General features: G+C 42.0%; 24 protein-coding genes. 12 read left to right on the top strand and 12 right to left on the bottom strand.

All coding sequences use genetic code 11. From position 1 onward, the window contains the following. Positions 1-136 precede the first annotated feature (136 nt). Positions 137-304: a DUF4347 domain-containing protein gene (locus GQR42_RS29925; protein WP_371731321.1), complete on the bottom strand. Its 168-nt coding sequence runs from the start codon at positions 302-304 to the stop codon at positions 137-139. Positions 305-355: 51 nt separating this feature from the next. Here GQR42_RS29925 and GQR42_RS28595 point away from each other — a divergent pair, with 51 nt between their 5' ends. After that, a complete protein-coding gene (locus GQR42_RS28595) occupies positions 356-634 on the top strand; it encodes a hypothetical protein (protein ID WP_233271343.1) in 279 nt (92 codons plus the stop codon). Further along, entirely contained in the window at positions 627-1217 is a 591-nt protein-coding gene (locus GQR42_RS27635; RefSeq protein ID WP_233271342.1) for a transposase, read from the top strand. Before GQR42_RS28595 ends, GQR42_RS27635 begins: the two co-directional genes overlap by 8 nt. Before the next feature lie 187 nt (positions 1218-1404). Here the strand turns inward: GQR42_RS27635 and GQR42_RS09555 are convergent, their stop codons facing one another. After that, positions 1405-1818: a DUF4347 domain-containing protein gene (locus GQR42_RS09555; RefSeq protein ID WP_158199794.1), complete on the bottom strand. Its 414-nt coding sequence runs from the start codon at positions 1816-1818 to the stop codon at positions 1405-1407. Between the two features lie 559 nt (positions 1819-2377). On the opposite strand from GQR42_RS09555, the gene GQR42_RS09550 reads away from it, so the two are divergent. Both GQR42_RS09550 and GQR42_RS09545 read left to right on the top strand, forming a co-directional pair. Further along, positions 2378-2527 (top strand): hypothetical protein, encoded by a 150-nt coding sequence (locus tag GQR42_RS09550; protein ID WP_158199793.1) that lies wholly within the window; start codon positions 2378-2380, stop codon positions 2525-2527. Next, complete coding sequence (locus tag GQR42_RS09545; RefSeq protein WP_158199792.1) at positions 2478-5123, top strand: efflux RND transporter permease subunit; 2646 nt, start codon at positions 2478-2480, stop codon at positions 5121-5123. Before GQR42_RS09550 ends, GQR42_RS09545 begins: the two co-directional genes overlap by 50 nt. Positions 5124-5129: 6 nt before the next feature. On the opposite strand, the gene GQR42_RS09540 is transcribed toward GQR42_RS09545, so the two are convergent. The 5 genes from GQR42_RS09540 to GQR42_RS09520 form a co-directional block, all read right to left on the bottom strand. Further along, positions 5130-6554 carry an FAD-binding domain-containing protein gene (locus tag GQR42_RS09540; RefSeq protein WP_158199791.1) on the bottom strand — a complete coding sequence of 475 codons (1425 nt, stop codon included), beginning with the start codon at positions 6552-6554 and terminating at the stop codon, positions 5130-5132. A 120-nt stretch (positions 6555-6674) separates the two neighbouring features. Then, complete coding sequence (locus GQR42_RS09535) at positions 6675-7367, bottom strand: Uma2 family endonuclease (RefSeq protein WP_158199790.1); 693 nt, start codon at positions 7365-7367, stop codon at positions 6675-6677. A 130-nt stretch (positions 7368-7497) separates the two neighbouring features. Next, positions 7498-8148, bottom strand: a complete 651-nt coding sequence (locus GQR42_RS09530; RefSeq protein ID WP_158199789.1) for a chromosome partitioning protein ParB — start codon at positions 8146-8148, stop codon at positions 7498-7500. Further along, the gene (locus GQR42_RS09525; protein WP_158199788.1) at positions 8149-9498 is read right to left on the bottom strand and encodes a ParA family protein; all 1350 of its coding nucleotides are present in this window, start codon (positions 9496-9498) and stop codon (positions 8149-8151) included. It abuts the gene before it with no gap. Positions 9499-9844: 346 nt separating this feature from the next. Continuing rightward, positions 9845-10786, bottom strand: coding sequence for a serine hydrolase (locus GQR42_RS09520; RefSeq protein ID WP_158199787.1), 942 nt, complete (start codon positions 10784-10786; stop codon positions 9845-9847). Positions 10787-10896: 110 nt separating this feature from the next. On the opposite strand from GQR42_RS09520, the gene GQR42_RS09515 reads away from it, so the two are divergent. The 7 genes from GQR42_RS09515 to GQR42_RS29920 all read left to right on the top strand — a co-directional run bounded on the left by GQR42_RS09515 (position 10897) and on the right by GQR42_RS29920 (position 15782). Next, positions 10897-11559 (top strand): 4'-phosphopantetheinyl transferase family protein, encoded by a 663-nt coding sequence (locus tag GQR42_RS09515; RefSeq protein ID WP_158199786.1) that lies wholly within the window; start codon positions 10897-10899, stop codon positions 11557-11559. Between the two features lie 95 nt (positions 11560-11654). Next, the gene (locus GQR42_RS09510) at positions 11655-12788 is read left to right on the top strand and encodes a glycosyltransferase family 4 protein (RefSeq protein WP_158199785.1); all 1134 of its coding nucleotides are present in this window, start codon (positions 11655-11657) and stop codon (positions 12786-12788) included. Positions 12789-12843: 55 nt separating this feature from the next. Next, positions 12844-13137: an ATP-dependent Clp protease adapter ClpS gene (clpS, locus tag GQR42_RS09505; protein WP_150975477.1), complete on the top strand. Its 294-nt coding sequence runs from the start codon at positions 12844-12846 to the stop codon at positions 13135-13137. A gap of 2 nt (positions 13138-13139) precedes the next feature. Then, on the top strand, positions 13140-13424 hold the full coding sequence (locus GQR42_RS09500) for a DUF2103 domain-containing protein (protein ID WP_158199784.1): 285 nt from the start codon (positions 13140-13142) through the stop codon (positions 13422-13424). A gap of 5 nt (positions 13425-13429) precedes the next feature. Then, complete coding sequence (locus GQR42_RS09495; protein ID WP_158199783.1) at positions 13430-15376, top strand: pentapeptide repeat-containing protein; 1947 nt, start codon at positions 13430-13432, stop codon at positions 15374-15376. Between the two features lie 75 nt (positions 15377-15451). Then, positions 15452-15676: a hypothetical protein gene (locus GQR42_RS09490; RefSeq protein ID WP_158199782.1), complete on the top strand. Its 225-nt coding sequence runs from the start codon at positions 15452-15454 to the stop codon at positions 15674-15676. Position 15677: 1 nt separating this feature from the next. Continuing rightward, complete coding sequence (locus GQR42_RS29920) at positions 15678-15782, top strand: plasmid stability protein stbB (protein WP_334310584.1); 105 nt, start codon at positions 15678-15680, stop codon at positions 15780-15782. A gap of 245 nt (positions 15783-16027) precedes the next feature. Here GQR42_RS29920 and GQR42_RS09480 read toward each other — a convergent pair whose 3' ends face one another. Beyond that, on the bottom strand, positions 16028-18382 hold the full coding sequence (locus GQR42_RS09480) for a GH116 family glycosyl hydrolase (RefSeq protein ID WP_158199781.1): 2355 nt from the start codon (positions 18380-18382) through the stop codon (positions 16028-16030). Between GQR42_RS09480 and GQR42_RS28590 the strand changes: the two genes are divergently transcribed. Next, positions 18369-18755, top strand: a complete 387-nt coding sequence (locus tag GQR42_RS28590) for a hypothetical protein (RefSeq protein WP_233271341.1) — start codon at positions 18369-18371, stop codon at positions 18753-18755. The two genes, GQR42_RS09480 and GQR42_RS28590, sit on opposite strands and share 14 nt — an antisense overlap. Before the next feature lie 32 nt (positions 18756-18787). On the opposite strand, the gene GQR42_RS09470 is transcribed toward GQR42_RS28590, so the two are convergent. From GQR42_RS09470 to GQR42_RS27630, 4 genes are all read right to left on the bottom strand, one after another. Further along, positions 18788-19231, bottom strand: a complete 444-nt coding sequence (locus GQR42_RS09470) for a DUF3531 family protein (protein WP_158199780.1) — start codon at positions 19229-19231, stop codon at positions 18788-18790. Between the two features lie 103 nt (positions 19232-19334). After that, the gene (locus GQR42_RS09465; RefSeq protein ID WP_158199779.1) at positions 19335-19916 is read right to left on the bottom strand and encodes a CPBP family intramembrane glutamic endopeptidase; all 582 of its coding nucleotides are present in this window, start codon (positions 19914-19916) and stop codon (positions 19335-19337) included. Continuing rightward, the gene (locus GQR42_RS09460; RefSeq protein ID WP_158199778.1) at positions 19913-20971 is read right to left on the bottom strand and encodes a DUF3326 domain-containing protein; all 1059 of its coding nucleotides are present in this window, start codon (positions 20969-20971) and stop codon (positions 19913-19915) included. The genes GQR42_RS09465 and GQR42_RS09460 overlap by 4 nt, the downstream gene beginning before the upstream one ends. Then, a complete protein-coding gene (locus GQR42_RS27630; protein ID WP_002734354.1) occupies positions 20968-21144 on the bottom strand; it encodes a hypothetical protein in 177 nt (58 codons plus the stop codon). The genes GQR42_RS09460 and GQR42_RS27630 overlap by 4 nt, the downstream gene beginning before the upstream one ends. Positions 21145-21531 lie beyond the last annotated feature (387 nt).

The raw sequence follows: 21531 nt of genomic DNA, 5'->3' as shown, positions 1-21531 counted from the left end.
ATTCCCAATAAATATCATCAATGCTACTTGTCGTCACAAAACTTCCCATTAGAGCAACCTACATCTACATCTTAGCTAATGTTTCGACAAAGGTTTTATTCTCTCCCTTTGTCGCAGGGAAACTCACCTCTAATTCCTAACTTCCTGCCAAGGCTGCATTTCCTACCCGTCTGCTGGAAGCCGCTATTTTCGCTCCAGTAATTTGCGACAATTTATTAATAAACTCTGTCCCCGCATCTCCCGCAGCGACCTGACAACCGTACAGTAGAATATGATTAATCTTTAGACCTCGACCTAATTTAATTAAATCACAATAATAGGATATAATAAAACAAATAGTGACTCAAAAAAAGCCATGAAAAACTACACTTGGGAATCCATTCAAAAATATCCAAAACAAACTAAAAGACGATTAGGAATTGACTACCAACAACTAGAACAACTGAGGGCACTTGGAAAACTTATACATCGGAAAAACCAATCAGAAATCGAAAAAACCAAAATTAGGATTAATCAACCAGGAAGCGGAACACCTCCTAAATTATCAGCTATGGGAACAAATTGTTCTAATGTTGGTTTATTTAAGACATCATCTAAGCTTTCAACTCTGAGGACTAATATTTCAAGTGAGTGAATCAACGGCTCATAATATCTTTACCTATTGGCAAAAACTTTTTGAAGGCGAGTTACCGCCAAGTTTGTTAGAACAAATAAAGAAGTGCCAAGAAGAGGAAATAATAATTGAACAATTAAGGGATTATGAGTTGATTGTTGATAGCGCAGAACAGCCCGTGGAGAGACCGACCGATTATCAAGAACAAAAAATATATTATTCGGGAAAGCCAAGAAGACATACTTTTAAAAGTCAATTTATTGTCTGGCCAAAAGCTGAAGATATTGTTGATGTAGTTATTGGTCAACCTGGTCCGACGAGCGACATAAAAATCTGTCGGCAAACTTTAAGCAAATTCGATTCTCAACAAACTTTTATTGGGGATAAAGCTTACCTGGGAGAAAATCAAAGCAGAACTCCTGAGAAAAAAAACAAGAATGGAGAATTAACCGAGAATCAAATTAAAGAAAATAAAGTTTTATCATCTCGGCGAATTTTTGTTGAGCATTTAATTCGATTTGTCAAAGTATTTAAAGTGGTTCAAGAAAGATTTAGATTAAAGAAAAGTCGATATAAATCGGTTTTACTTACCGTTGGCGGCTGAGTAAGGTTGAGATGCGCTAATTTTAGAAGTAATAGAATGGGAGCAATCAGGGGAAGTAATTGACGTTATAATTAGCCATAGTTTTCCGTCAAAATTGGATTTTGTCTCTTTTGGCCCTGATTAATCGGTTTTGAGAGCTAATTTTGACTCTTGGTCTAATCTGCCTCTCTTCCTTGCTGTGACTGACTTATAAATTTTTGGAGATGTCTTTTGCCCAACTCTGTAACTGTTGGCGGTAATCGTAAATATTTGTTAAATTGAGTTGACAATTCCCTAAATATAAGCATCCTGGCGCACCATGAGAAACGAGGTGAATGGTGGTAATCTGGGGATTTTGTTGTAAAAAAGCAGTGATTTGTTCGATTCCGTCTTGATTGGGGGAGAGAATAACGGTGGCGATTCCGAGGATTACCCCAGCTTGGAGACTTTGATAATCGGTAACACCAGCATCGAGGAAAACCACAGTATTTAATTCCGGTGCGGTTAAACCCTGATTTCTCGCACTATTCACCTGATTAACTTGACTCAAGCCATCAGATTCAGCAAAATTGAACAAAACATCGTCAACAGCAGGAAGAATCGGCAACAGGGGAGAAGTCATGACATTGACTGGAAAGGATGACTGCGGCTATTTTATGCAAAGAATCGCCAATTTTTCAAGACCCCTGTAACAGAAATTAATATTGCAAGAAAACGGGTTTCTTCAAGAAACCCGTTTTCTAAATAAAGGCAATCACTCTCCCCAATTCATAATTCATAATTCATAATTCCCTTCTCCCCGCTACCTTCTCCAATATCATACTTTCTGCTTTTTGTCAAAAAAACTTTTTTTTTGCAATAAAACTACACAAAAAAAAGATCATCGTTGTGGGTGAAAATGACTGATTTACCCGTCTTAATTAGGATCACCTTCTAGGTGTGGCAAGGGTTTCAACCATTACTGTCCAAAAAAGCACAGAATAACCGACTATGAAATTCTATCAAATCGCTGTAACCATTGCAACATCGTTGTTAAATAAAAATCTTTCTCAATTAATTTTTAAGAATTTATAAATATTGCGAAATGTTAATTTAAATATTCTCAAGTTTTTGCAGTAAATAAATAATTTTTACTTATCTTTGTCGGAAAATAGAACTCCTGCAAAAATCCCACATCTACCATGGGGTTAGGAGTCAGTTATCAGTTATCAGTTATCAGTTATCAGTTCACTGAGAAAACTCCCCACACCCCACACCCCACACCCCACTTATTCAACAAAGATGAAAGAATCATGGCGAGAACGTCTGAATATCTCTCGAATAGCGATTAATGCCCCGAGGTTAACCATTGCTTTCTGGTTAGCGGTGGCCATGGCGGGAATTTTGGCTTTTAGTTCCCTAAAATACGCTCTTTTCCCTGATATCAGCTTTCCAGTCGTAATAATTAACGCCCAAGCGGATTTAGCTACTGCTATCACCACGGAACAGCAATTAACTAAACCCCTAGAAAATCCTCTTTTCTCTCTCCCCGGTCGTCGTGATGTTTCCTCGACTACTTCCTCCGGACAGTCAGTAATCAGCATTTTCTTTAAAATTGGCACAAATTTAGACAAGGCCACCGCAGCAGTTAAACAGGCTATCTCGCAAGTCCCTTTACCACCTCAAGCTACCACAGAAGTTATCCCCGTTGATTTAAATGAGTCGGCAACAGTCACCTATGCGCTGGTGAGTGAGCAGAAAACTCTAGAAGAATTAAGCCAAATCGCCCAAGATTATTTAATTCCGCCCTTAAAAGCTCTCCCAGGTACGGCTAAAGTTAATTTACTCGGTCAAGGTACAGTTAGGGAAGATAATCCCCATAAAAGCTTAACCCGACCATTGCCCACGCTGGTGCGCTTTAATGGCCAAGAGGCAATCGCAGTGCAGGTAATCAAAAAAGGTGCCGCCAATAGTCTCGATCTGGCCGCCCAAGCAGAAAAACGGGTTAAAGACATAGCACAAAAACTGCCCGATGTCAAGATAATTTTAGCTGAAACCCAAGCGGAATATATTCGCGCTGCCCTACAAGGCACGATCGATGATTTACTCTTGGCAGTTTTGCTGTCGGTGCTGGTGATATTGATATTTTTAGGCAGTTTCGCCGCTACAATCATTTCTGCTCTGGTTATCCCCCTATCTCTTTTGGGGACTTTCATTATCATGGCAATCTATGGGTTTAATCTGGAAACCCTGACGCTGCTGGCCCTCGCTTTGGTGATTGGCATTGTCGTGGATGATGCGATCGTTGATGTGGAGAATATTTCCCGTTTAATCGACGCGGGGGAAACCCCGAAAAATGCGGCACTCAAGGGGACAAGGGAGATCGGATTAGCTGTCACTGCTTCCACTTTAACCATTGTTGCCGTGTTTATACCCGTCGCTTTTATGGGGGGTGCGGTGGGACAGTTTTTCCAACCCTTCGGTTTAACTGTCTCGGCTGCGGTGATTTTTTCTCTGTTGATCGCCAGAACTTTATCGCCCGTTTTGGCAGTATATTGGCTGAAACCGCAGTCACAGGCAAAAATGACGAAACAAAAGCGACCGGTTGAGAATGCCTATCGACGGCTCTTAAACTGGTCATTGCGTCATCGTTTGCTGGTCATTGCTATCGCCCTAATTACCTTTTTGGCGGGTATTGCCCTGATTCCTTTCATTTCTAGGGGATTTATTCCCCGACTCGATCGCGGCGAGTTTAATCTGGTTTATACTTCTCCTTTGCCGAAAATAACGCAAATTAGTCCTAATAAACCGACGGCTAAGAGTTCTAGCGATAGTTTCGCTTGGATTTCCCAGTTAGCGAGTTCTCCCGAAAGTTTTCTCCTGCGTCGCACTATCCGCGATGGCAGCAAATTAGAAGCGCCGATTTTGGGGGATGGGGAAGTGGAATCGACTTTTATGATCGCCGGTTTACGGGGAGAGCCGAATCGTGGCAAAATTCACATTAAACTGAAGAGCGATCGGCAATCTCACACCAGTGCCGTGCAGCAACGGATTCGGCAAATTTTACCGACAATTAGAGGGGTGAATGTCAGTATCGAGGACATTCCTTTTGTGCAGACGGAAGCGGAAAAGCCGATCCAAATTGCGATTAAAAGCGATGATTTGCAGCTGTTGCGCGATAGTGCCGAGAAATTGCGGGTTGAGGCCGCTAAAATCGCCGGTTTAAAGGATATTTCCCTATCATCTAGATTAAATGAGCGGGGGGATTTTTTGGCGATCGAGCGTTTAAATGGTCAACAGGCGATTTTTCTCAGTGCTAATCTTAGTCCGGATTTAGGATTAGAAGATGCGGCCATTAAAATTGAAGGGATTCCTTTACCGGAAGGGATAACTTTACAGCGTTGGGGTACTTCTTCTCAAAGTAGCGATGTTTTGGGCAGTTTTGGTCGCACTTTAATCCTAGCGACAATTTTAATGTTAGGAGTTTTATGGTTATTATTCAGAAGACTGTTAGAAACTATCGTCATCGCTTTATGTTTACCTTTAGCGATTGTGGGGGCAATGTTGGGGTTATTGGTAACGGGTAGTGAGTTTAGTATGATTTCTCTGATCGGGTTTATCTTCCTCTTGGGATTACTTGATAAAAACGCTGTGTTATTGCTGGATTATACTAACCAATTGCGTCAACAGGGTTGGAGTCGGGAGCAAGCGGTTTTAGAGACGGGAATGATTAGGTTAAGACCGATTTTAATGACCACTTGTTCGACAATTTTAGGCATGATTCCGATCGCTTTGGGATTGGGTACTGGTGCGGAATTGCGGCAACCCATGGCGATGGTAATTGTGGGAGGTTTAGTCACTTCTTCCCTGTTGAGTTTAATTGTTGTGCCTGTGTTATATCTAAGTTTAGAGGATGTTTGGAACCAGATTAAAGCCGGTCAAAAGTAGCTATTTTTACCGTTTTAGCTTCTGATTACTATAGAGTCGTTTGAATTCTTTTTGTTGTTGATTATGATCGACAATTGGCTCAGGATAACCACAACGATGTCTTTCTAAATGGGGGATTTTCCCGGTTACTAAATATTCCGTATCTACGGAAGCTAATTCCGGCAACCATTGACGAATATATTCCCCTTCTGGATCGAATTTTTGTGTCTGACTAGCGGGATTAAAAATTCTTAAAGGTTTCGGATCCATGCCACTAGAGGCACTCCACTGCCAACCACCATTATTAGCGGCTAAATCGCCATCAAAAAGTTTCTGCATGAAGTATTTTTCGCCTTTTTGCCAGTTAATAATTAAGTCTTTGGTTAAAAAACTCGCCACGATCATGCGACAACGATTGTGCATCCATCCTGTTTCATTTAATTGTCGCATCGCCGCGTCAACGATGGGATAGCCGGTTTTTCCCTCACACCAAGCTTGAAAATGTTCTTCGTTATCCTGCCAAGGAAAATGACGAAATTCTGTTCTATAAGCACCGACCGCCAATTCTGGGAAAAAATAGAGACAATGCTGGTAAAATTCCCGCCAGGCTAACTCTTGCTGCCAAGTGATAATACCATCTTTTGCTTCCTGGGCGCGGCAATTTTCTAATAACTCTAGGGTTGCCGTCCAAATTGTGCGAATGCCAATCGCCCCAAATTTTAAAGCGGCACTCAAGCGCGAGGTGCCATCGACAGAGGGGAAGTTACGATCTTCTTGATAATTGTTAATAACCCCTTGACAAAATTCTTCTAATCTGCTATTGGCGGCCTTTTCTCCGGGGGTGAGGGGTAAGGGATTTTGCCAAGTAAAACCTAAATTTTCTAGGGTTGGTAAGTTAATAGTTTCTGTGAGTTTCTCCCCCTCATTTTCGTCTAATCCTTGCAGGTTTTCTAGGGTTTTGGGGCTGGCTTTGGCTAATTGGCTCCAATTTTTCCAAAAAGGAGTATATACGGTGTAGGGGCTTTTTGAGAGGGTGAGGACTTGCCCTGGAGCGTGGAGAAGTTGATCCCAGAAGGTTTCTACCTCAATTCCTTTTGTTTGTAAAGCAGCGATTACCTGTTGATCCCGTTGACGCGCATAGGGTTCGATATCGAGGTTAAAAAAAACTGCTTTTGCAGATAAATTGCTGGCTAAGTTGACGAGTGTTTGACTGGGGTTGCCGCGAATAATCAGTAATTGACTACCTTTTTGGCGATAATTTTTGGCTAATTCCTCTAGACAACCGAGGAGATAGGCAACTCTAGCAGGGGCGATATCATCTCCTTCTAAAATAGCAGGATCGAGGCAGAAAACCCCGATAATTTTCGGACTACGTTCCCTAGCTTTACTAAGTCCAATATTGTCCGAGAGACGTAAATCGCGACGATGCCAGAAAAGGATTAGATTTGACATAAAGTAAGGTGATGAGAAGATTATCAGGAGCGAGATTATTGGGGGTAAAACGGCAAGCCAGAAATACTCTTTCTGTAATTATAGGACAGTGGATAAAGAATAATTATCTAATTTTACAATCTAGCTGTGATTGGCAGTTAGTTTATTGACAAAATCTCGATGTTCTGCTGTTTCTAACCCTCGCTGTAAAATCACTAAAACTTTTCCTAAGTCGCCCATTAATAAAGCGTTTTTATCTAGCCATAAACCGGGGAAGATTTGGGAGCGTATTATGCCATCACTATCGGGTTCTAGTTTAATATATTCTCCTGCCTGTAGCCGAAACCAATCAATTTCTTGTTCATAAAACCGCCAGACTAGGTATTCTTGGACTTGATTGCGACGATAGACATTTAATTTTTGATGCACATCGTAGGAAGCACTAGAAGCGGCAATTTCGACAATTAATTCCGGCGCGCCTTCTACATAATCATCTTGACTAATTGTCGATTGTCCTCCCTTTTCAATTCTTAATAGGGCATCCGGTTGGGGTTCGTTATCAATATCTAATCTCACGGTGGCATTATCACCCAATCTAACACCAGGAGTCGCCGCTTTATAGAGAGCTAACCATCCGATCATATTAGCATGAGGCTCGGCGTGACTTTCAAATCTGAGGGGAGATGCCATATAAACAATTCCTTCAATTAATTCCGCTTTTTTGAGATGGGGCATCCCTTGATAACGTCGTTCAAATTCCCATCGAGTTAATTTATCGCCGTTTTCTAGGGGAGGAATTATTAAAGAAGCAGCTATTACTGGGGTAGTTATCATAAGTTCTCTCTTTTCACTCGTCTTCTTGTTAATCTTTGCCCGCTATCGGATCAGGCTTTTTTACTGATCTTCCATTATTATAACATCGATCGGTTGGGTGTGTTAAACTAGCTCAACACACCCACAAAAATTAATTGTAAGTCAGCAAATAATCGATAAGTTTAGCCAACCTTACTTGCCCAATTCCTGTCACTCCTCGCTGTATATCTTCCACAGAATCAAAGGGCTTTTCTGAACGTTTTTTCAGAAAGTCATTAACAGATGCAGGTGGAATTCCCGCTTTTTTAAGTTGATTAGCATCACAGGTATTCAAAAGCTCTAAAATTGGCTTAGGATGAGGAGGAGGAGGAGGAACAATAATTTTTTCTTCCAGTCTTTTGATTTCTTTTTGGTACTCCTCTCGGATTGCTTGTAACTGGGTTTCTAATCGTTTTTCAAGATTACTCATCCTCAATTCTAGAGGATTATCTATTATTTTATCTGGAGATAATAACTGCATTTGCTGTAAAGCGATATTCTCCGCTTCTTTATCAACCACAAAAGCGTTAATAGTTTCTAGGCTGCGTTCTTTTTCTTTAGCAATTAAACAGGCATAATACTCTAAATTTCCCTCAATAATCTGGAAGCGTTCAAAGCCAATTTTTTTGAGAATGACAGGACGCATTAAGCCCTTCATTGCTACAATAAGATTAGCTAAGTTTTGTAAATCTGTTTCTGGAAAATAAGAACGCTCTTTAGTAGCTACCACGTCCTGTAAATCAATTAGTAAAAAATCCCACATTTACTTAACTCCTATTTTAGCTAAAACTTCCAGTGCTAAGGCTTGAAATTCTGCCGCCGATACTCCCGCATCAGCTTGATTTGCGGCATAATCGATTATAGATTGGGGGGCAGGAATTTGTAAACTTCCCACGGTAACGTATTGATTTATACAGCGAGATAAAGGCATTCTTTCCGAGATAGTCGAGTCCATCAAAGGTAAACCATATTTGTCTGGAATCACTTGTTTGTGTTGGGGAAATGTGTGTTTTAAGTATTGAGCGTGGGTAGAAATTTTGGAAGGTAAAACACCCAAAATTTTTAGGGGTTCTTTACCTAAATTTTCACGACTTTCGTTAATTGCTTCCTTGATAAAATTTTTTACACTATTTAAACCTTGATTAGAAAATGGTTTAAGATCGGAAGGAATTATCAGATAGTCAGAGGCAATCAAACCAGCTTGAGCATAAAAATCTAAGGATGGCGGTGTGTCAATAATAACAAAGTCATAATCATCTCTAACTTTATCTAATTTTTTCGATAATCTTGTGTTAGAGGTTCCGTATCTGGTTAGGGTAGTTTGTTTTTCAATTAAGCTAATATGAGCGGGAATTACATCGATTTCTGGATGGTTAAATCCCTGAGATTTTCTGACAACACTTGGCACAAAAGTTATGTCTCCATCATTTAGTAAATGAAAGACATTTTTATCTTTTAAATCATCGTCATCATCGAATTGAAACTTAATTAAACCAACGGCAAAGGTACTATTAGCTTGAGCATCAATATCAATTAATAATACTCGCTTGCCTTTTTTACTCAAAGCTGCCGCTAGATTGGTAGCGACGGTGGTTTTACCAACACCACCTTTATGATGATAAATTGCGATGGTTTTCATAGGGTTTCTGTGGTTGATTGTTGGAGAATTTAGCGGTGGAATACCTAGGGATAAGGTTTCGTAGCCAATCAGAGATTTTAACTGTTCTAAGTGAGAGGCAATTTCTAACCCAGAACATCTAAAAACTGGATAAATTCTATCGGGTTTTCTTCGATAAAGTTGAATCTCATAGCCGTTGGTTAATAATCCCCACTGCACTTTAAAGTAGTTGAGATAATAACCTAAGCGGTGACGATGATTGATGAGCTTTTCTCTGGGATTTTTAGCCTCGATAATTAGACAGTGAGAGGGAAAAAACTGCCTTTTATTGATAGGTTTTTGAGCGGAAACAAGGAAATCTAAGCGTACTTTACCGAAGCTAACTTGTTGATACCAATGTTCGGCATTGTAGCCTAGTTTTGGGAGTAAATACTGGACGATTAATTTACTCTCCACTTCCCTTTCGTTATGACAATGGCTAGGATTGAAAGTCACACATTTGAGGAAATACTTAAGAACAACTTATTGTTAGTTTAAATGGTCATAGCCCTTCTCGTCAAGGTGAAGCACAGACTAAATCCTTACTTAATCGAGTATTTCAGCTGCAAGAACAAACCCCATCTCTCACTTATGGTGAGCAGCAGAAGTTATTAAAAGAGGGCGAATGCAATTCGCCCCTACAATAATATTATCGCGCCAATGGTAGGGGCGCATCGCGTGCGCCCAAATGTAATATTGCCTGCGCCCAAATGTAATATCGCATGGTTCCAAATGCAATATAGATACTTCTACAAAATTGAGATGCACCCGGGAGAGAAAACCATCCTACTGACAGCTTCAATTAATTGAACTGCATAATTTTCTCGGCTACTTTCTGGGAAATAAAAGGTAAAATTGAGCGATTTTGACTGTTATCTTTTCCCTCGGTAAATACCACCAAAAGATAGGGAGTATGATGGGGAATTTCAATATAGGCTGCATCGTGACGTACTTGACTTGTCCAACCAGCTTTTGACCAAATTTGACTATTTTCTGGTAATCCTTGTCCCAAAAATCCTAAGATTTGTGTATCATCTCCTTGACTTGTCCAATCAGCAGGATTAAGACTGCGTTTTAGTAAAGACATCATCATCTGGGAACGTTGGGAAGAAACCGCAATTCCCCCGATAATAGTATGAATTAAACGCGCCACTGCATTGCTAGTTAACATATTGCGATTCTCCATTAACTCCCCTAAAAAAGCGCGTTCACGTCCATAGGAACCATCAGACCAAGTTTTTTGATTAACGTTAATTGTCGCTAATTCTGGCCAACTTAGGGATTGAAAATAACGATTAACTATGTTGCGTTGTTGCTTCCAAGTTTCAAAAGGACCGGCAGCAATTTCTGGACCGCTAGTGGTTCCCGTGACCAGATCTACAACTAAACTGGTAGCATCATTACTAGAGTCAACAATCATGTCACGAATGGCGCGATTTAATTCGCTGCTTTCGGGAATCATTCCACCCTCTAACCACTCATGAATTGCTACTAGATAAAATAATTTCACTAAACTAGCGGGATAGGTTCTTTCTTGTCCGCGATAGCTAAATCCGCGGGGGGAATATTTCCAGAATTCTTCGTGAGAAATTGCTCCCCCCGTGTTGACGATAACAGGAGGATCATATACTATCCAAGTTAGGGCAATTTGTTCTTGAGCTAATTGGGGAAATTCTCGCCAAGTTGTTGCTAAAATATCTGTACCGAACTGTTGGAGGTGGTCTTCAGTATGAAAAAAGTTCATAGGTGTGCTGCAAAGTCAAGAGTTAGAAGGTGGATAAATTCTTGAGTCGGCAATTCTCATTTTACGGTAAAATTTACCGATAATTAATTATTTGATCGCTTCTGAGTTTAATGTTTATATCTACCGATGAGGTTCATCTCTATTTTATCAGTCTCGATCCGTCTGGGGATAGACGAGAAAAACTGGCTTCTTTGCTCTCTGAAGATGAAATAATTAGAGCTAATCGTTACCATTTTCCCGAACACAAGCGGCGTTTTTTGGTGGCTAGGGGATGTTTACGGGAGATTTTAGGGTCATATTTGGCGATAAGTCCCGAAAAAATCGAGTTTATCTACAGTGAACGGGGAAAACCGAGTATTAACTACCAATTGCAGTTTAATCTCTCCCATTCCGAGGAGATGGCAATCTGTGGCTTGACTTTAACCGCTCGCATTGGGGTAGATTTAGAGAAAATGCGCCAGATGAAAGATTTAGATAGCTTGACAAAAAGGTTTTTTTGTGCTAGGGAACATGAGCTTGTTGAAAAGTCCGCCGAGAAGGAAAAGTTATTTTTTCAGTTATGGACGGCAAAAGAGGCTTATTTGAAGGCACTGGGAACGGGAATTAGCGGGGGACTCGATCGAGTGGAAGTGGGCCTCAATCCCTTAAAATTAGACAATGTGGCGGGGGAATGGCAATTATGGACCGCAGCAATCGGCGATAATTATCGAGCAACGGTGGTTATCGAAGGTAGCGATCGAGTGATTAAAACCTTTGGCCTTTCTGATCTATGATTAATTGGGGAGTTAATTGCCTTGAGGAATTCAGTAATTATTCCTAGCTATCTCAAAAAGCTTGCCCTTAATTATTACTTAATCTTGTTTTCTCTATGCGAATTGCTCTTTTTACAGAAACTTTCTTACCGAAAATCGATGGAATTGTCACCCGTCTTAAACATACCGTTGAACACCTACAAAGATTAGGTCATCAGGTATTAGTTTTCTCTCCCGATGGCGGTTTAAAAGAGTACAAAGGTGCTAAAATTCATGGAGTTACAGGGATTCCCTTACCCCTATATCCGGAATTAAAAATGGCTTTCCCCCGGCCTTCAGTCGGTCAAGCTTTAGAGAGGTTCAAACCCGATATTATTCATGTGGTTAACCCGGCTGTTTTAGGATTGGGAGGCATTTATTTTGCCAAAACTATGAACATTCCCCTCGTCGCTTCCTATCATACCCATCTCCCCCAATACCTACAACACTACGGGTTAGGTTCCCTAGAAGGATTACTCTGGGAATTATTAAAACTGGCCCACAATCAAGCAAGTTTAAATCTCTGCACTTCCACTGCTATGGTGCAAGAATTATCTAGTCGTGGCATTGAAAAGGTAGAGCTTTGGCAAAGGGGAGTCGATACGGAATTATTTCAACCTCATTTAAAATCCCCAGCTATGAGACTGAAATTATCCCAAAATAACCCCGATAGTCCCCTCTTATTATACGTTGGTCGGGTCTCGGCCGAAAAAGAAATTGATCGCATTAAACCAGTATTAGAAGCGATTCCCGAAGCAAGATTTGCTATTGTGGGAGATGGTCCCCATCGGGAAGCTTTAACAAGTCATTTTGCTGAGACAAATACCCATTTTGTCGGTTATTTACAGGGGTTAGAATTAGCCTCCGCTTTTGCTTCCGCAGATGCTTTTCTTTTTCCCTCACGCACAGAAACCCTCGGTTTGGTACTCTTAGAATCCATGGCTGCCGGTTGTCCGGTAGTGGCGGCAAATTCAGGGGGAATTCCTGATATTGTCACCGATGGAGTTAATGGTCATCTCTTCGATCCTAGGGATGAAAAAGGTTTAATTAGTGCCACCCAAAGATTACTAACCGCCAAGGCGGAAAGAGAGGAATTACGACGAAATGCGCGTCTAGAAGCCGAAAAATGGGCATGGCAAGCGGCCACCAAACAGTTATTAAATTACTATCACCGGGTTTTGAATAATAATTCTGTGGCTTTTGCCGCTTAATTGTTGTCAAAATGCTCGAATTTAACCGCAAAAACCTTGACCTATTGTAACTTTTATGGCCAGCGCACCTAGTACCACCTTAGATAAGTCCACCCAAGTTATCAAAAAGACTTATCCCAACTATAAAGTTATTGTTCTCAACGATGACTTTAACACCTTCGATCATGTGGCCAATTGTTTAATTAAATATATCCCGGATATGACTACCGATCGAGCTTGGGAATTAACTAATCAAGTTCACTACCAAGGACAAGCAATTGTCTGGACAGGTCCCCAAGAACAAGCGGAACTTTATCACCAACAATTACGACGGGAAGGATTAACCATGGCTCCCCTAGAGGCCGCATAATTATGAATAATGGTCGCTTAGTTTGGAATCATTCTACTCATATTCCGGGGTTGATTGCGGTATTAGAAAAGTTAATTACCTATCAAGGAATCACCACTGTCACCCCGGGGGTACTTTCTCGCTCAAAAGGTCATTGTCCGCGGTTACAATTGCGTATCTCAGTGCCAATTCGTGGTGGTTTTAAGCTGATTGCGAGGACAGGAAAAAGTGTGCAGGAAGTCTTTGTTATCACCGATTTAAACCAAGAGGACTTAGAAATAGCTATCCAAGCTTGTTTAGGAAAATAACTGTCGTGGGTGCGTTGTTGAAAGGCTGCTGGTTACTAATTATTGTTTTTCTGTTTTTCTGTGTACATTCTCTCCCTAGTTTGGCAGTAGTGGATAGGGTTCCCTTAACAGTAACTTTATTGCAGGAACGTTTAAGCGCACCCGTCCTTAAAGAAGGGATGACTACTATCGATTTAGCCAATTTAGTTATCGATATCCGCGATGAAAATAAAGAACTGCAAGAACAATTTTATCAACAGATTCAAGGTCAAATTAATCGCGCTAAACAACCCCTAGGTTTAGATTTTAGTAATTCCTTAATTCAAGGCAATTTTATCGCTTCCCGTCTGGGTTTACCGACTCCTTTAACAAAAGTAGCTCTCGCTACCTTATTATCACCCACGGAAGAACAGTTATTACAACAGGACGAAAATTTTTTATTCGATAGCGACGAACCAGTTTTTAATGTCACAGTATTTCGCGGACCGGTGAAGTTGCAGGGAACCGTATTTATGGGAGAAGTGGACTTTTCTAAGACTTTTTTTCTGCAAATTGTCGAAGCAATGGCAGCAAAATTTAGTCGTGAAAGTAATTGGTTAGAATCCCGTTTTGCGAGGGTAGCGAAATTTAGCAAAGCCACTTTTATGGGAGATGTAAATTTTAGTCAAAGTCAATTTTTAAATAAAGCCATCTTTCGCACGGCCCATTTTAAAAGTATTACTAACTTCCATGGCAGTCATTTTACTGCCGAAGCTTATTTTGATCAAACCAAATACGATAAAACCGCCGATTTTACCCGTACTTTCTGGGAAAAAGAAGCCAATTTTTCCCAAAGTCAATGGCGAGATCGTCCGCTATTTTCTAAGAGTAGATTTTTAAGTTTATTAACCTTTAGAAATGCCACTTTTGAAAAATCGGGTGCTTTCCGGTCTAGTTATTTTAATGGTGTGGTTAGTTTTCAAGATGTGAAACTTTTAGATCAGGTAGATTTTAGTAATTCCACTTTTACTAAAAATAGTTATTTAAGTGTATCAGGATTAGCTTTTGATTCCGATAAAGCGAAAATACTGGGAGATAGGGGGGTAATTGGTCAAGCAATTTATTTACCAACCCTAGCAGGAAATGAAACAGTTTTAAGAAATTTAGTTCGTAATTTTCGCTCCCTAGAACAAATTGCCGATGCTAACCAAATTGAATACAAAACCGAAAAATTGCGATTACAACAGTTAAAACAAAAGCTAAATAATATCTCATTTATTCGCCTAATTAATCTCACTTGGGTAGCTGATTTTCTGCATACTTCTTTCCTTACTTTACTATTACTCTTAAGTCAAGATGGTACAAATTTTAGTTTAGTTTTCGGCACAGGAATCATAATTTTTGCCTATTTTGGCTGTTTATTTTGGTTAATTGATCGCGTGCGTCGTCTCACTCCTAAACCAGTAATTCCTAATGGTTATGAAATCCTTTGTATGGTAACTAGCTATATTATTCTAACCCTTTCAGGTGTGTTTAATATCCTTCAATCTGCTAGTCGTCCCCTGCTAACTTTAACAGCTATTGCCCTAATTCTTGTCCCCTTACCCTTAATTTTAGTTATCGAACTTTATCGTCGGGGACGCTATCACGATTTAATGGATAGTTCCTATTTTCTGCAAGATAGTAGTATGCGACAATTACGATTATTAATCACCCGTTTACCCGTGGTTCCCGAATTTCCCCTCTTTCGCGATCGTTATACTCCTATTCCTTGGCAAAAGCGTTGGAATTGGTTAAATTATTATGATTTAAGTCTCAATAATTTGCTAAAATTAGGCTTTAATGATTGGCGAGTTCGCGATCAAGAATTACCCGCTATTGTTTCTTTTTTAGTTTGGTATCAATGGGGTATCGGCATCTTTTATATCACTCTCCTTATCTGGACTCTCTCGCGCACGATTCCGGGGTTAAATCTCTTGATTTATTTAAAATAAACTGTAACCATTTAAATACAGCAGTTATCTTTTCGTTTTGGGTAACAGAAATATGAGGGGAAAGAGGAAAAAACCATGAATGCCAAATTGATTGAATCTCTCGTCCAAATTATCCAATCCCTTTCTGAAGAAGAAAGATTGCTCTTAGAGAGTAAATTAGCTGCCCATGAAACTCAAACAAATTTTGATAACCTATCCCAAGCTTTAGCAGAATTGCGACAAATTTGTGCTGAAGAAAACTATAATATAGAAGTTCCTCCTCGCCAAGATCGTTCTAATCCATACTCGTTCTCAAGCTGATATGCTAATTGCCGCAACAGCTAAAAGTCATAAACTGACTTTAGTAACGCGCAATATTCGTGACTTTGAAGGCTGCGAGATTTTGCTTTTCAATCCATTTAGCTAAGTTACAGTTAGTTTTATTGGCTCTCTTGGACATTGGCTGAAAAATGTTCACCATGTTACATTATGGGCGCAAGCAGTTCGATCAACTCACTGACCACTATGCGCCCCTACCGCCGCGCGTGGTGTGATTGGTAGGGGCGTATAGCGTACGCCCTTTTTTCGACAAGATTTGCTGATCACCATAACCCCAAGAGAGCCTTAAATACTTAATTGAAGTTGAGGAAAGAGAGATATCTCCAAGAAAACTTATCCCTGAAATTCCGTCAAAACCCCATAGATTGCCCAGATAGCCATGGCGCGCAGATAATGACAGGCGCGAAAAGTTCCCACCGATGTAATCGCTTCCGGGGTGCGAAATTGTAAGCCATTTTCATAAATTTGTCGCACCACCGCTTCGGTAATTTGCCATCCTTGCTTTTCCAGTCCCATTTGCATCAAAAAAGCCACCAATCCAAAATTAATTCCTGTCCACACTTCTAGGGGATGGGTAGCGTCAGGATTTTCGGGAGTACCATCGGGTTTTAAACCGTTAGCAGCCCCAAATTTTCCCCCATGAAACTTGAGAAAACAAACCTCATAAATCTTGCTTAAAGCTGATTGGGTGTATTGATTTTCTACCACATCTGGTAAACTCAATAAACCGGCATAAAATTGACCGCATAATTGGTCAGTCATCACCACATCGGAACCACTGCCACTATCTAAATTATAATATTCTCCATTCCAGAGAGTCTCATGATAAATAGCGCGAGATTGCTGTAACCAACTGGCAAAAATTGCCGTATCTTCCCCAAGAATTGCCCCAATTTTAAGCGCCGCTTCTAGTGCCGCTATCCACAAACCACCACAATAGGCACTAATTCCCTGTAAACGCCAATCATCAAAGGTTTGGTCTGGTGCGCCGGAATTTTCGGGAATCCCATCGTTATCAAGGTCAAAAGTTTTTAAATATTGCAAAGTCAGGACAATTGACGGCCAACATTCCCGCAGAAAATCCTCATCTTTAGCCCCCGTTAATAAATAATCCCGATAGACTAATAAAACAAAATCACTGCCTAAATCTTTCCAGAGATTACAATCTTGATAACTGGTGTAATTACTCTTTTGCCAAGGGTGTTCATTGGGCGCACCTAAATCGTGGGGAGTGGCATTTTTAGCCTTACGAATGGCACTAGCTTGGTTATAACCGATAATCCGAGGAGTGTCGTCGTGGGTGGGAATTGCCCTGGCAAAAGCTTCCATGACGGCCTTTTCTAAGCGCGGCCATAACATCAATAACCCAAAGGAACCATAGAGACGCACATCCAGACTTTCATACCAACGATAATCAATACATTCTAAGACCCCAAATTGACCGATAGGATCCTGTTCCGTGGCTGCCGTCCAGAGAGTCCCGCCGTCAGTTAGGAGGTATAATTCGTTAAATAAAGCCATTTTAAACCAATCGGCCAGATCGCTGCGTTCTAGGATCGGTTTTTGCCAGTTAATAATATTTTCTCGCCATGTATCGCCGTGTTTTAAAGCCGTGCGTACCATCGCCCAAGCATTTTGACCATTGCGACCGAAAAAGTCCGTATAACGACGATAATAGTTAATTCCTTGAGCAAATTCCGTGACGGGTAAATCCCAGGCTAAAATAAAAGGAATTTTGCCAGTTTTACCCGGACGAATGGTAAAACGAATCGCCATGGCCGTGGCCGTTTGTTCCCCTTTTTGGGCGGGGGTTTCGTCCTCAATATCCGGTAAAGAGCCATTCATGGCGAAATAATCCCAAACTTCGCCCCCATCGCCGGCAGGGTTCCATTTACCCAGATAAAATACCTCTAGACTCGGATTAGTGATACTGGCAATCGCCATCTGTCCATCCCCTTCCCCGGGGTTTTCGTAATCCCGACGCATTAGACAGCCAACGCGGAAATTATCGACAATCCATTGATTATAATTACCCTCACTTTCCCCCCATTTTGATTGATATTCATAGACGGGACTACCATCATCTCTCACTTTAACCACCGGGGATTTAATCGCGTTAGTAAACCAACCGATTGTATTTTGCCAAGTCAGCATAATACTAATAGTAATTGGTTTATCGGTGGGATTATGAGCCGTCCATTCAAATAGGGCAATAGGATAACTACTTTCTTGATAATTATGCGCCCAAACCGGTGAGAATTGTTCGCAAATTAATTGAGTCTGAAAAACATCTTTGTACTCGTACCAACTGCGGGGATAAAGGGACGAATAGTTTCCCTTTTCGGCTGGATACCACGACCAGCGCGATAAAGTTCCATCCTTGGGGCTTTCCGTCGCCATAGCGTAGGCTTGGGCGCTTCCGTCTTCTGTTTGTTCAAAAATGCTAAATTGACAGGCCGCAAGGCGATTAAAACTGTGTTCACCACCGTCCAGATGCCAGAGGTTAAAGTCACCTTTGGGGGAACGTCCGATGCAACCGGCCCCAAATCCTCCTAGGGGCATCCCATGCCAAGGACCATCATCTAAATTGCTGGCGTAGCGGACGCTGTAGGGTTTTTCCCAACCTTTGCCCAGAGGACGTTTCCAAGCAGCGGCGGGAATTTCTGGAAGGGAGATGAGATTAAGCATAGATGTTGTTAAGTGGGGAAGTGGGGAAGTGGGGAAGTGGGGAAGTGGGGAAGTGGGGTGTGGGGAAGTGGGGAAGTGGGGAAGTGGGGAAGTGGGGAAGTGGGGAAGTGGGGAAGTGGGGAAGTGGGGAAGTGGGGAAGTGGGGAAGTGGGGAAGTGGGGAAGTGGGGAAGTGGGGAAGTGGGGAAGTGGGGAAGTGGGGAAGTGGGGAAGTGGGGAAGTGGGGAAGTGGGGAAGTGGGGAAGTGGGGAAGTGGGGAAGCTGTCTCATCACCCTATCACCCCAAAACCCTATCACCTTATCACCCCAAAACCCTATCACCCTATCACCCCAAAACCCTATCACCCTATCTCCTCCTGAATACTGAATACTGACTCCACCAAGAAACTTTTTCAGTAAAACCTAATTATTCGCTAAAGAGATAATTGCTGCGATCGCTAACTGGCCAATCTTGATTTTCTCCACCGATAATTAACCGTTTAATATCGACAAAATCCCTACTTAATTGGGTCAAGGCATTGATTAAAATATCTAAAGCAATAGGATCGCTAGTACCAAGGTCAAACCAACAACGTCCCCAAGTACCTAAGTATTCAAAATCGGTCATATTGTGCATCGGTGACATAAAGGCATTTTCGGCCAGATCTGGATCGTATTCCATATAACTAATATCGACTCCCACCTCCTGTACCTGTAGGTTTTCCGCATTGAAAGCCCCTAATTTACCCAAATAAAACCAAGAGGCAAAAACTTCTTCTACATATTGCTGTTCCATATTCGAGGGAACCGTCGAAAATTCCAGCCAAAACCAGACATCAAAAGGATTAAATTCGCGAAATTGTACTTCCATATTTTTTAGAGGAGACAGGAGTAGGGAGTAGTCACTGATTACTGATTACTGATTACTGATCACTGATAACTTCCCCACTGATAACTTCCCCACTGATAACTGATTACTGATTACTATGCTGTAATTTCCAGAGAAAACTAGCGAGGAGATTGGTGATAATATGAGCGAGGATCGGGATTAATAAATTACCGGTGATGATGACGGTATAACCGAGGGCAAAACCGACAACAGTTGCCCAGATAACATAGGGCCATTGTTGGGAACCGCTAAAATGGAGGATACCAAAAATCAGACTAGAAACGGTTAAACCAAAGATATTTAAGCCCAAAGCCGGCAAAATCACCCCGCGAAATAATAATTCTTCACTTAACCCCGGCAGTAATCCAACCCAAATTAAATCGGGCCATGCTAAAGGTTTAATGACTAATTCTAAGTAAGCGTTAGCACTATGGCGATAACTAGGCCAAAAACGATAGAGAAGCCCACTAATTCCACTAATCGCCCCCGCTAAGGCTAATCCGAACAGGAAATCAGGAAGGGTCCAGCGAATGGCGGGAATAGCGATCGCACCGAAATATTGCCAGACTTTGGCGACTACCAGCAAGATAATCGCCGTTACCGCCATAATGGTGAGGACTTGTGTGCGTGTCAGGGGGTCAAATTCGGAATTAGGGGAATTAGTCACGGATTCTCGGATAAACAGCGTAAAGAGTTTAAATGAGGGCGAAGAGATGGGAGGCTAACCCCGGCCCGTTGACAAACGATCGCACCGATTGCCTCCATATACGAGTGTACCCTAATTGCTTTCACCCCCAGAGGTTCCGGGGCCACCTTCATTCTTGTACTATTTTCCTGTACGGCAATCAGTACAGTTTTCTCTTGACAAAAACCCAAAACTGTGGCAGAGCCACAAGCACTGGCGGGAACGATCAGCGCGTCCACCTCGCGGCTCCAAATAGCATCGGGACCGGGCTGCTTGACCAATTGGGGGGCGCGACTTAAACCCACCAAAACGCAGGGTAAAAAAGTATAACCGATTTCTTCGGCTGCGGCCTTGGGGGAAAGTTGCGGATCCAGGGGCAGCGGACTTAAAGCGGGAGCGTGGGCCGCCGGTATTTGGAATTGTCGCACCACCAGATGGGAAATCACCGCTTCGGCCCCGGCAAGGGGATCCACCCCCTGACCATGGCGATAATTAGCCAGGGCAATGCTATCGGGATCGTCGGGAAAACGGGCAACAATGGCGATCGCTTCTGCCCGGCCTTGCTTAATCAGTTTTTCTGCTCCCCGCAGCAAGCTGTCGGGATTGCCAATTGTTCCCCAACTGGCCCCAGAGGCTGCCTCTCGCAACTGCACATTTAAGGAGGCATCGGTGATAAGGTAATCGGTGAGATCTAAGCCTAGGGTGGCCCGGACAGCATCGGCAGCCTGAAGGTGTCTTTGCAAGAGGTCAAATTCAATGGCGCGATCAAATAGTAACCCGATGCGATTTTGATGGACGGGACTTAATCCCCAATCCCCCTGAGCAAAACGATCTAAAGCGTAACCCTCCACATAATAGGTGTTGGCTAGAGGCCAGTACAGTTGTGCGCCGTTGAGGACATTGGGATGGGTAATTAGGCGATCGCAGACTTGGGCGATCGCTCTGGCCACGGGAATGCCATCCCCAGCATAACCGCCAATCGCTGCCCCGATGCCGGTGGGAATAATTAGTACGGCGGTATAGGGACGGGAATTCACGAGGCAGTGGTGACAATCGCTTCGACTTTTACCTGATTATTCTCGGTATCTACTTCTGTGATTGCCCAACGCAAGGGTTCACCGCGTTTGGCCAATTCTTTTTCGATTTCTTGCTGCAGTTGTTGCGGGGTTTCCTGTAGGTCGATTTCGGCACTAATAAAGTGAGTGGTCATAGTCATAACTCCCGTGGATCATCTCATTTAGTTTACCGCAGTGGGGAGACCACTTCGTGAGCGTTGCGGGGGGGGAGTGGGGAGAAGACCGATAGCCGTAGTGTGACGCCCTTAGGAATAGCTTCCAAGCAGTTAAGAATTATTCTCAATTATTAAAAAATATTGTTGATACTAGACTTGGCTAAAAAAAAGCCCTAGACTGAATGGTTGACAAGAAAATTAGTCTAGAGCCTGATTAAACCAAAGAAGCGATGCCAGTCGCTCCTTTAGCAGTGCATAGTTGAGGCTAAGTGATTACTAGAATCATTTAGCGCCAGCTTTGTCTATGTCTAAATTCTAGTCTTGACGTTATTTAGCGTCAACTTGAGTCTAAAAATCCTTTGATGG

The organism is Microcystis aeruginosa FD4, from assembly GCF_009792235.1.
Classification (GTDB): Bacteria; Cyanobacteriota; Cyanobacteriia; order Cyanobacteriales; family Microcystaceae; genus Microcystis; species Microcystis viridis.
Note: the sequence above shows the minus strand (reverse complement) of the source record. Positions and strands in the feature narration are given on the sequence as shown.

Coding starts and splice junctions, on each gene's coding strand:
- GQR42_RS28595 (WP_233271343.1), top strand. CDS start 356: ATGAAAAACTACACTTGGGAATCCATTCAAAAATATCCAAAACAAACT.
- GQR42_RS09555 (WP_158199794.1), bottom strand. CDS start 1,818: ATGACTTCTCCCCTGTTGCCGATTCTTCCTGCTGTTGACGATGTTTTG.
- GQR42_RS09550 (WP_158199793.1), top strand. CDS start 2,378: ATGGGGTTAGGAGTCAGTTATCAGTTATCAGTTATCAGTTATCAGTTC.
- GQR42_RS09545 (WP_158199792.1), top strand. CDS start 2,478: ATGAAAGAATCATGGCGAGAACGTCTGAATATCTCTCGAATAGCGATT.
- GQR42_RS09540 (WP_158199791.1), bottom strand. CDS start 6,554: ATGTCAAATCTAATCCTTTTCTGGCATCGTCGCGATTTACGTCTCTCG.
- GQR42_RS09535 (WP_158199790.1), bottom strand. CDS start 7,367: ATGATAACTACCCCAGTAATAGCTGCTTCTTTAATAATTCCTCCCCTA.
- GQR42_RS09530 (WP_158199789.1), bottom strand. CDS start 8,148: ATGTGGGATTTTTTACTAATTGATTTACAGGACGTGGTAGCTACTAAA.
- GQR42_RS09520 (WP_158199787.1), bottom strand. CDS start 10,786: ATGAACTTTTTTCATACTGAAGACCACCTCCAACAGTTCGGTACAGAT.
- GQR42_RS09515 (WP_158199786.1), top strand. CDS start 10,897: ATGTTTATATCTACCGATGAGGTTCATCTCTATTTTATCAGTCTCGAT.
- GQR42_RS09510 (WP_158199785.1), top strand. CDS start 11,655: ATGCGAATTGCTCTTTTTACAGAAACTTTCTTACCGAAAATCGATGGA.
- clpS (WP_150975477.1), top strand. CDS start 12,844: ATGGCCAGCGCACCTAGTACCACCTTAGATAAGTCCACCCAAGTTATC.
- GQR42_RS09500 (WP_158199784.1), top strand. CDS start 13,140: ATGAATAATGGTCGCTTAGTTTGGAATCATTCTACTCATATTCCGGGG.
- GQR42_RS09490 (WP_158199782.1), top strand. CDS start 15,452: ATGAATGCCAAATTGATTGAATCTCTCGTCCAAATTATCCAATCCCTT.
- GQR42_RS29920 (WP_334310584.1), top strand. CDS start 15,678: ATGCTAATTGCCGCAACAGCTAAAAGTCATAAACTGACTTTAGTAACG.
- GQR42_RS28590 (WP_233271341.1), top strand. CDS start 18,369: ATGAGATTAAGCATAGATGTTGTTAAGTGGGGAAGTGGGGAAGTGGGG.
- GQR42_RS09480 (WP_158199781.1), bottom strand. CDS start 18,382: ATGCTTAATCTCATCTCCCTTCCAGAAATTCCCGCCGCTGCTTGGAAA.
- GQR42_RS09470 (WP_158199780.1), bottom strand. CDS start 19,231: ATGGAAGTACAATTTCGCGAATTTAATCCTTTTGATGTCTGGTTTTGG.
- GQR42_RS27630 (WP_002734354.1), bottom strand. CDS start 21,144: ATGACCACTCACTTTATTAGTGCCGAAATCGACCTACAGGAAACCCCG.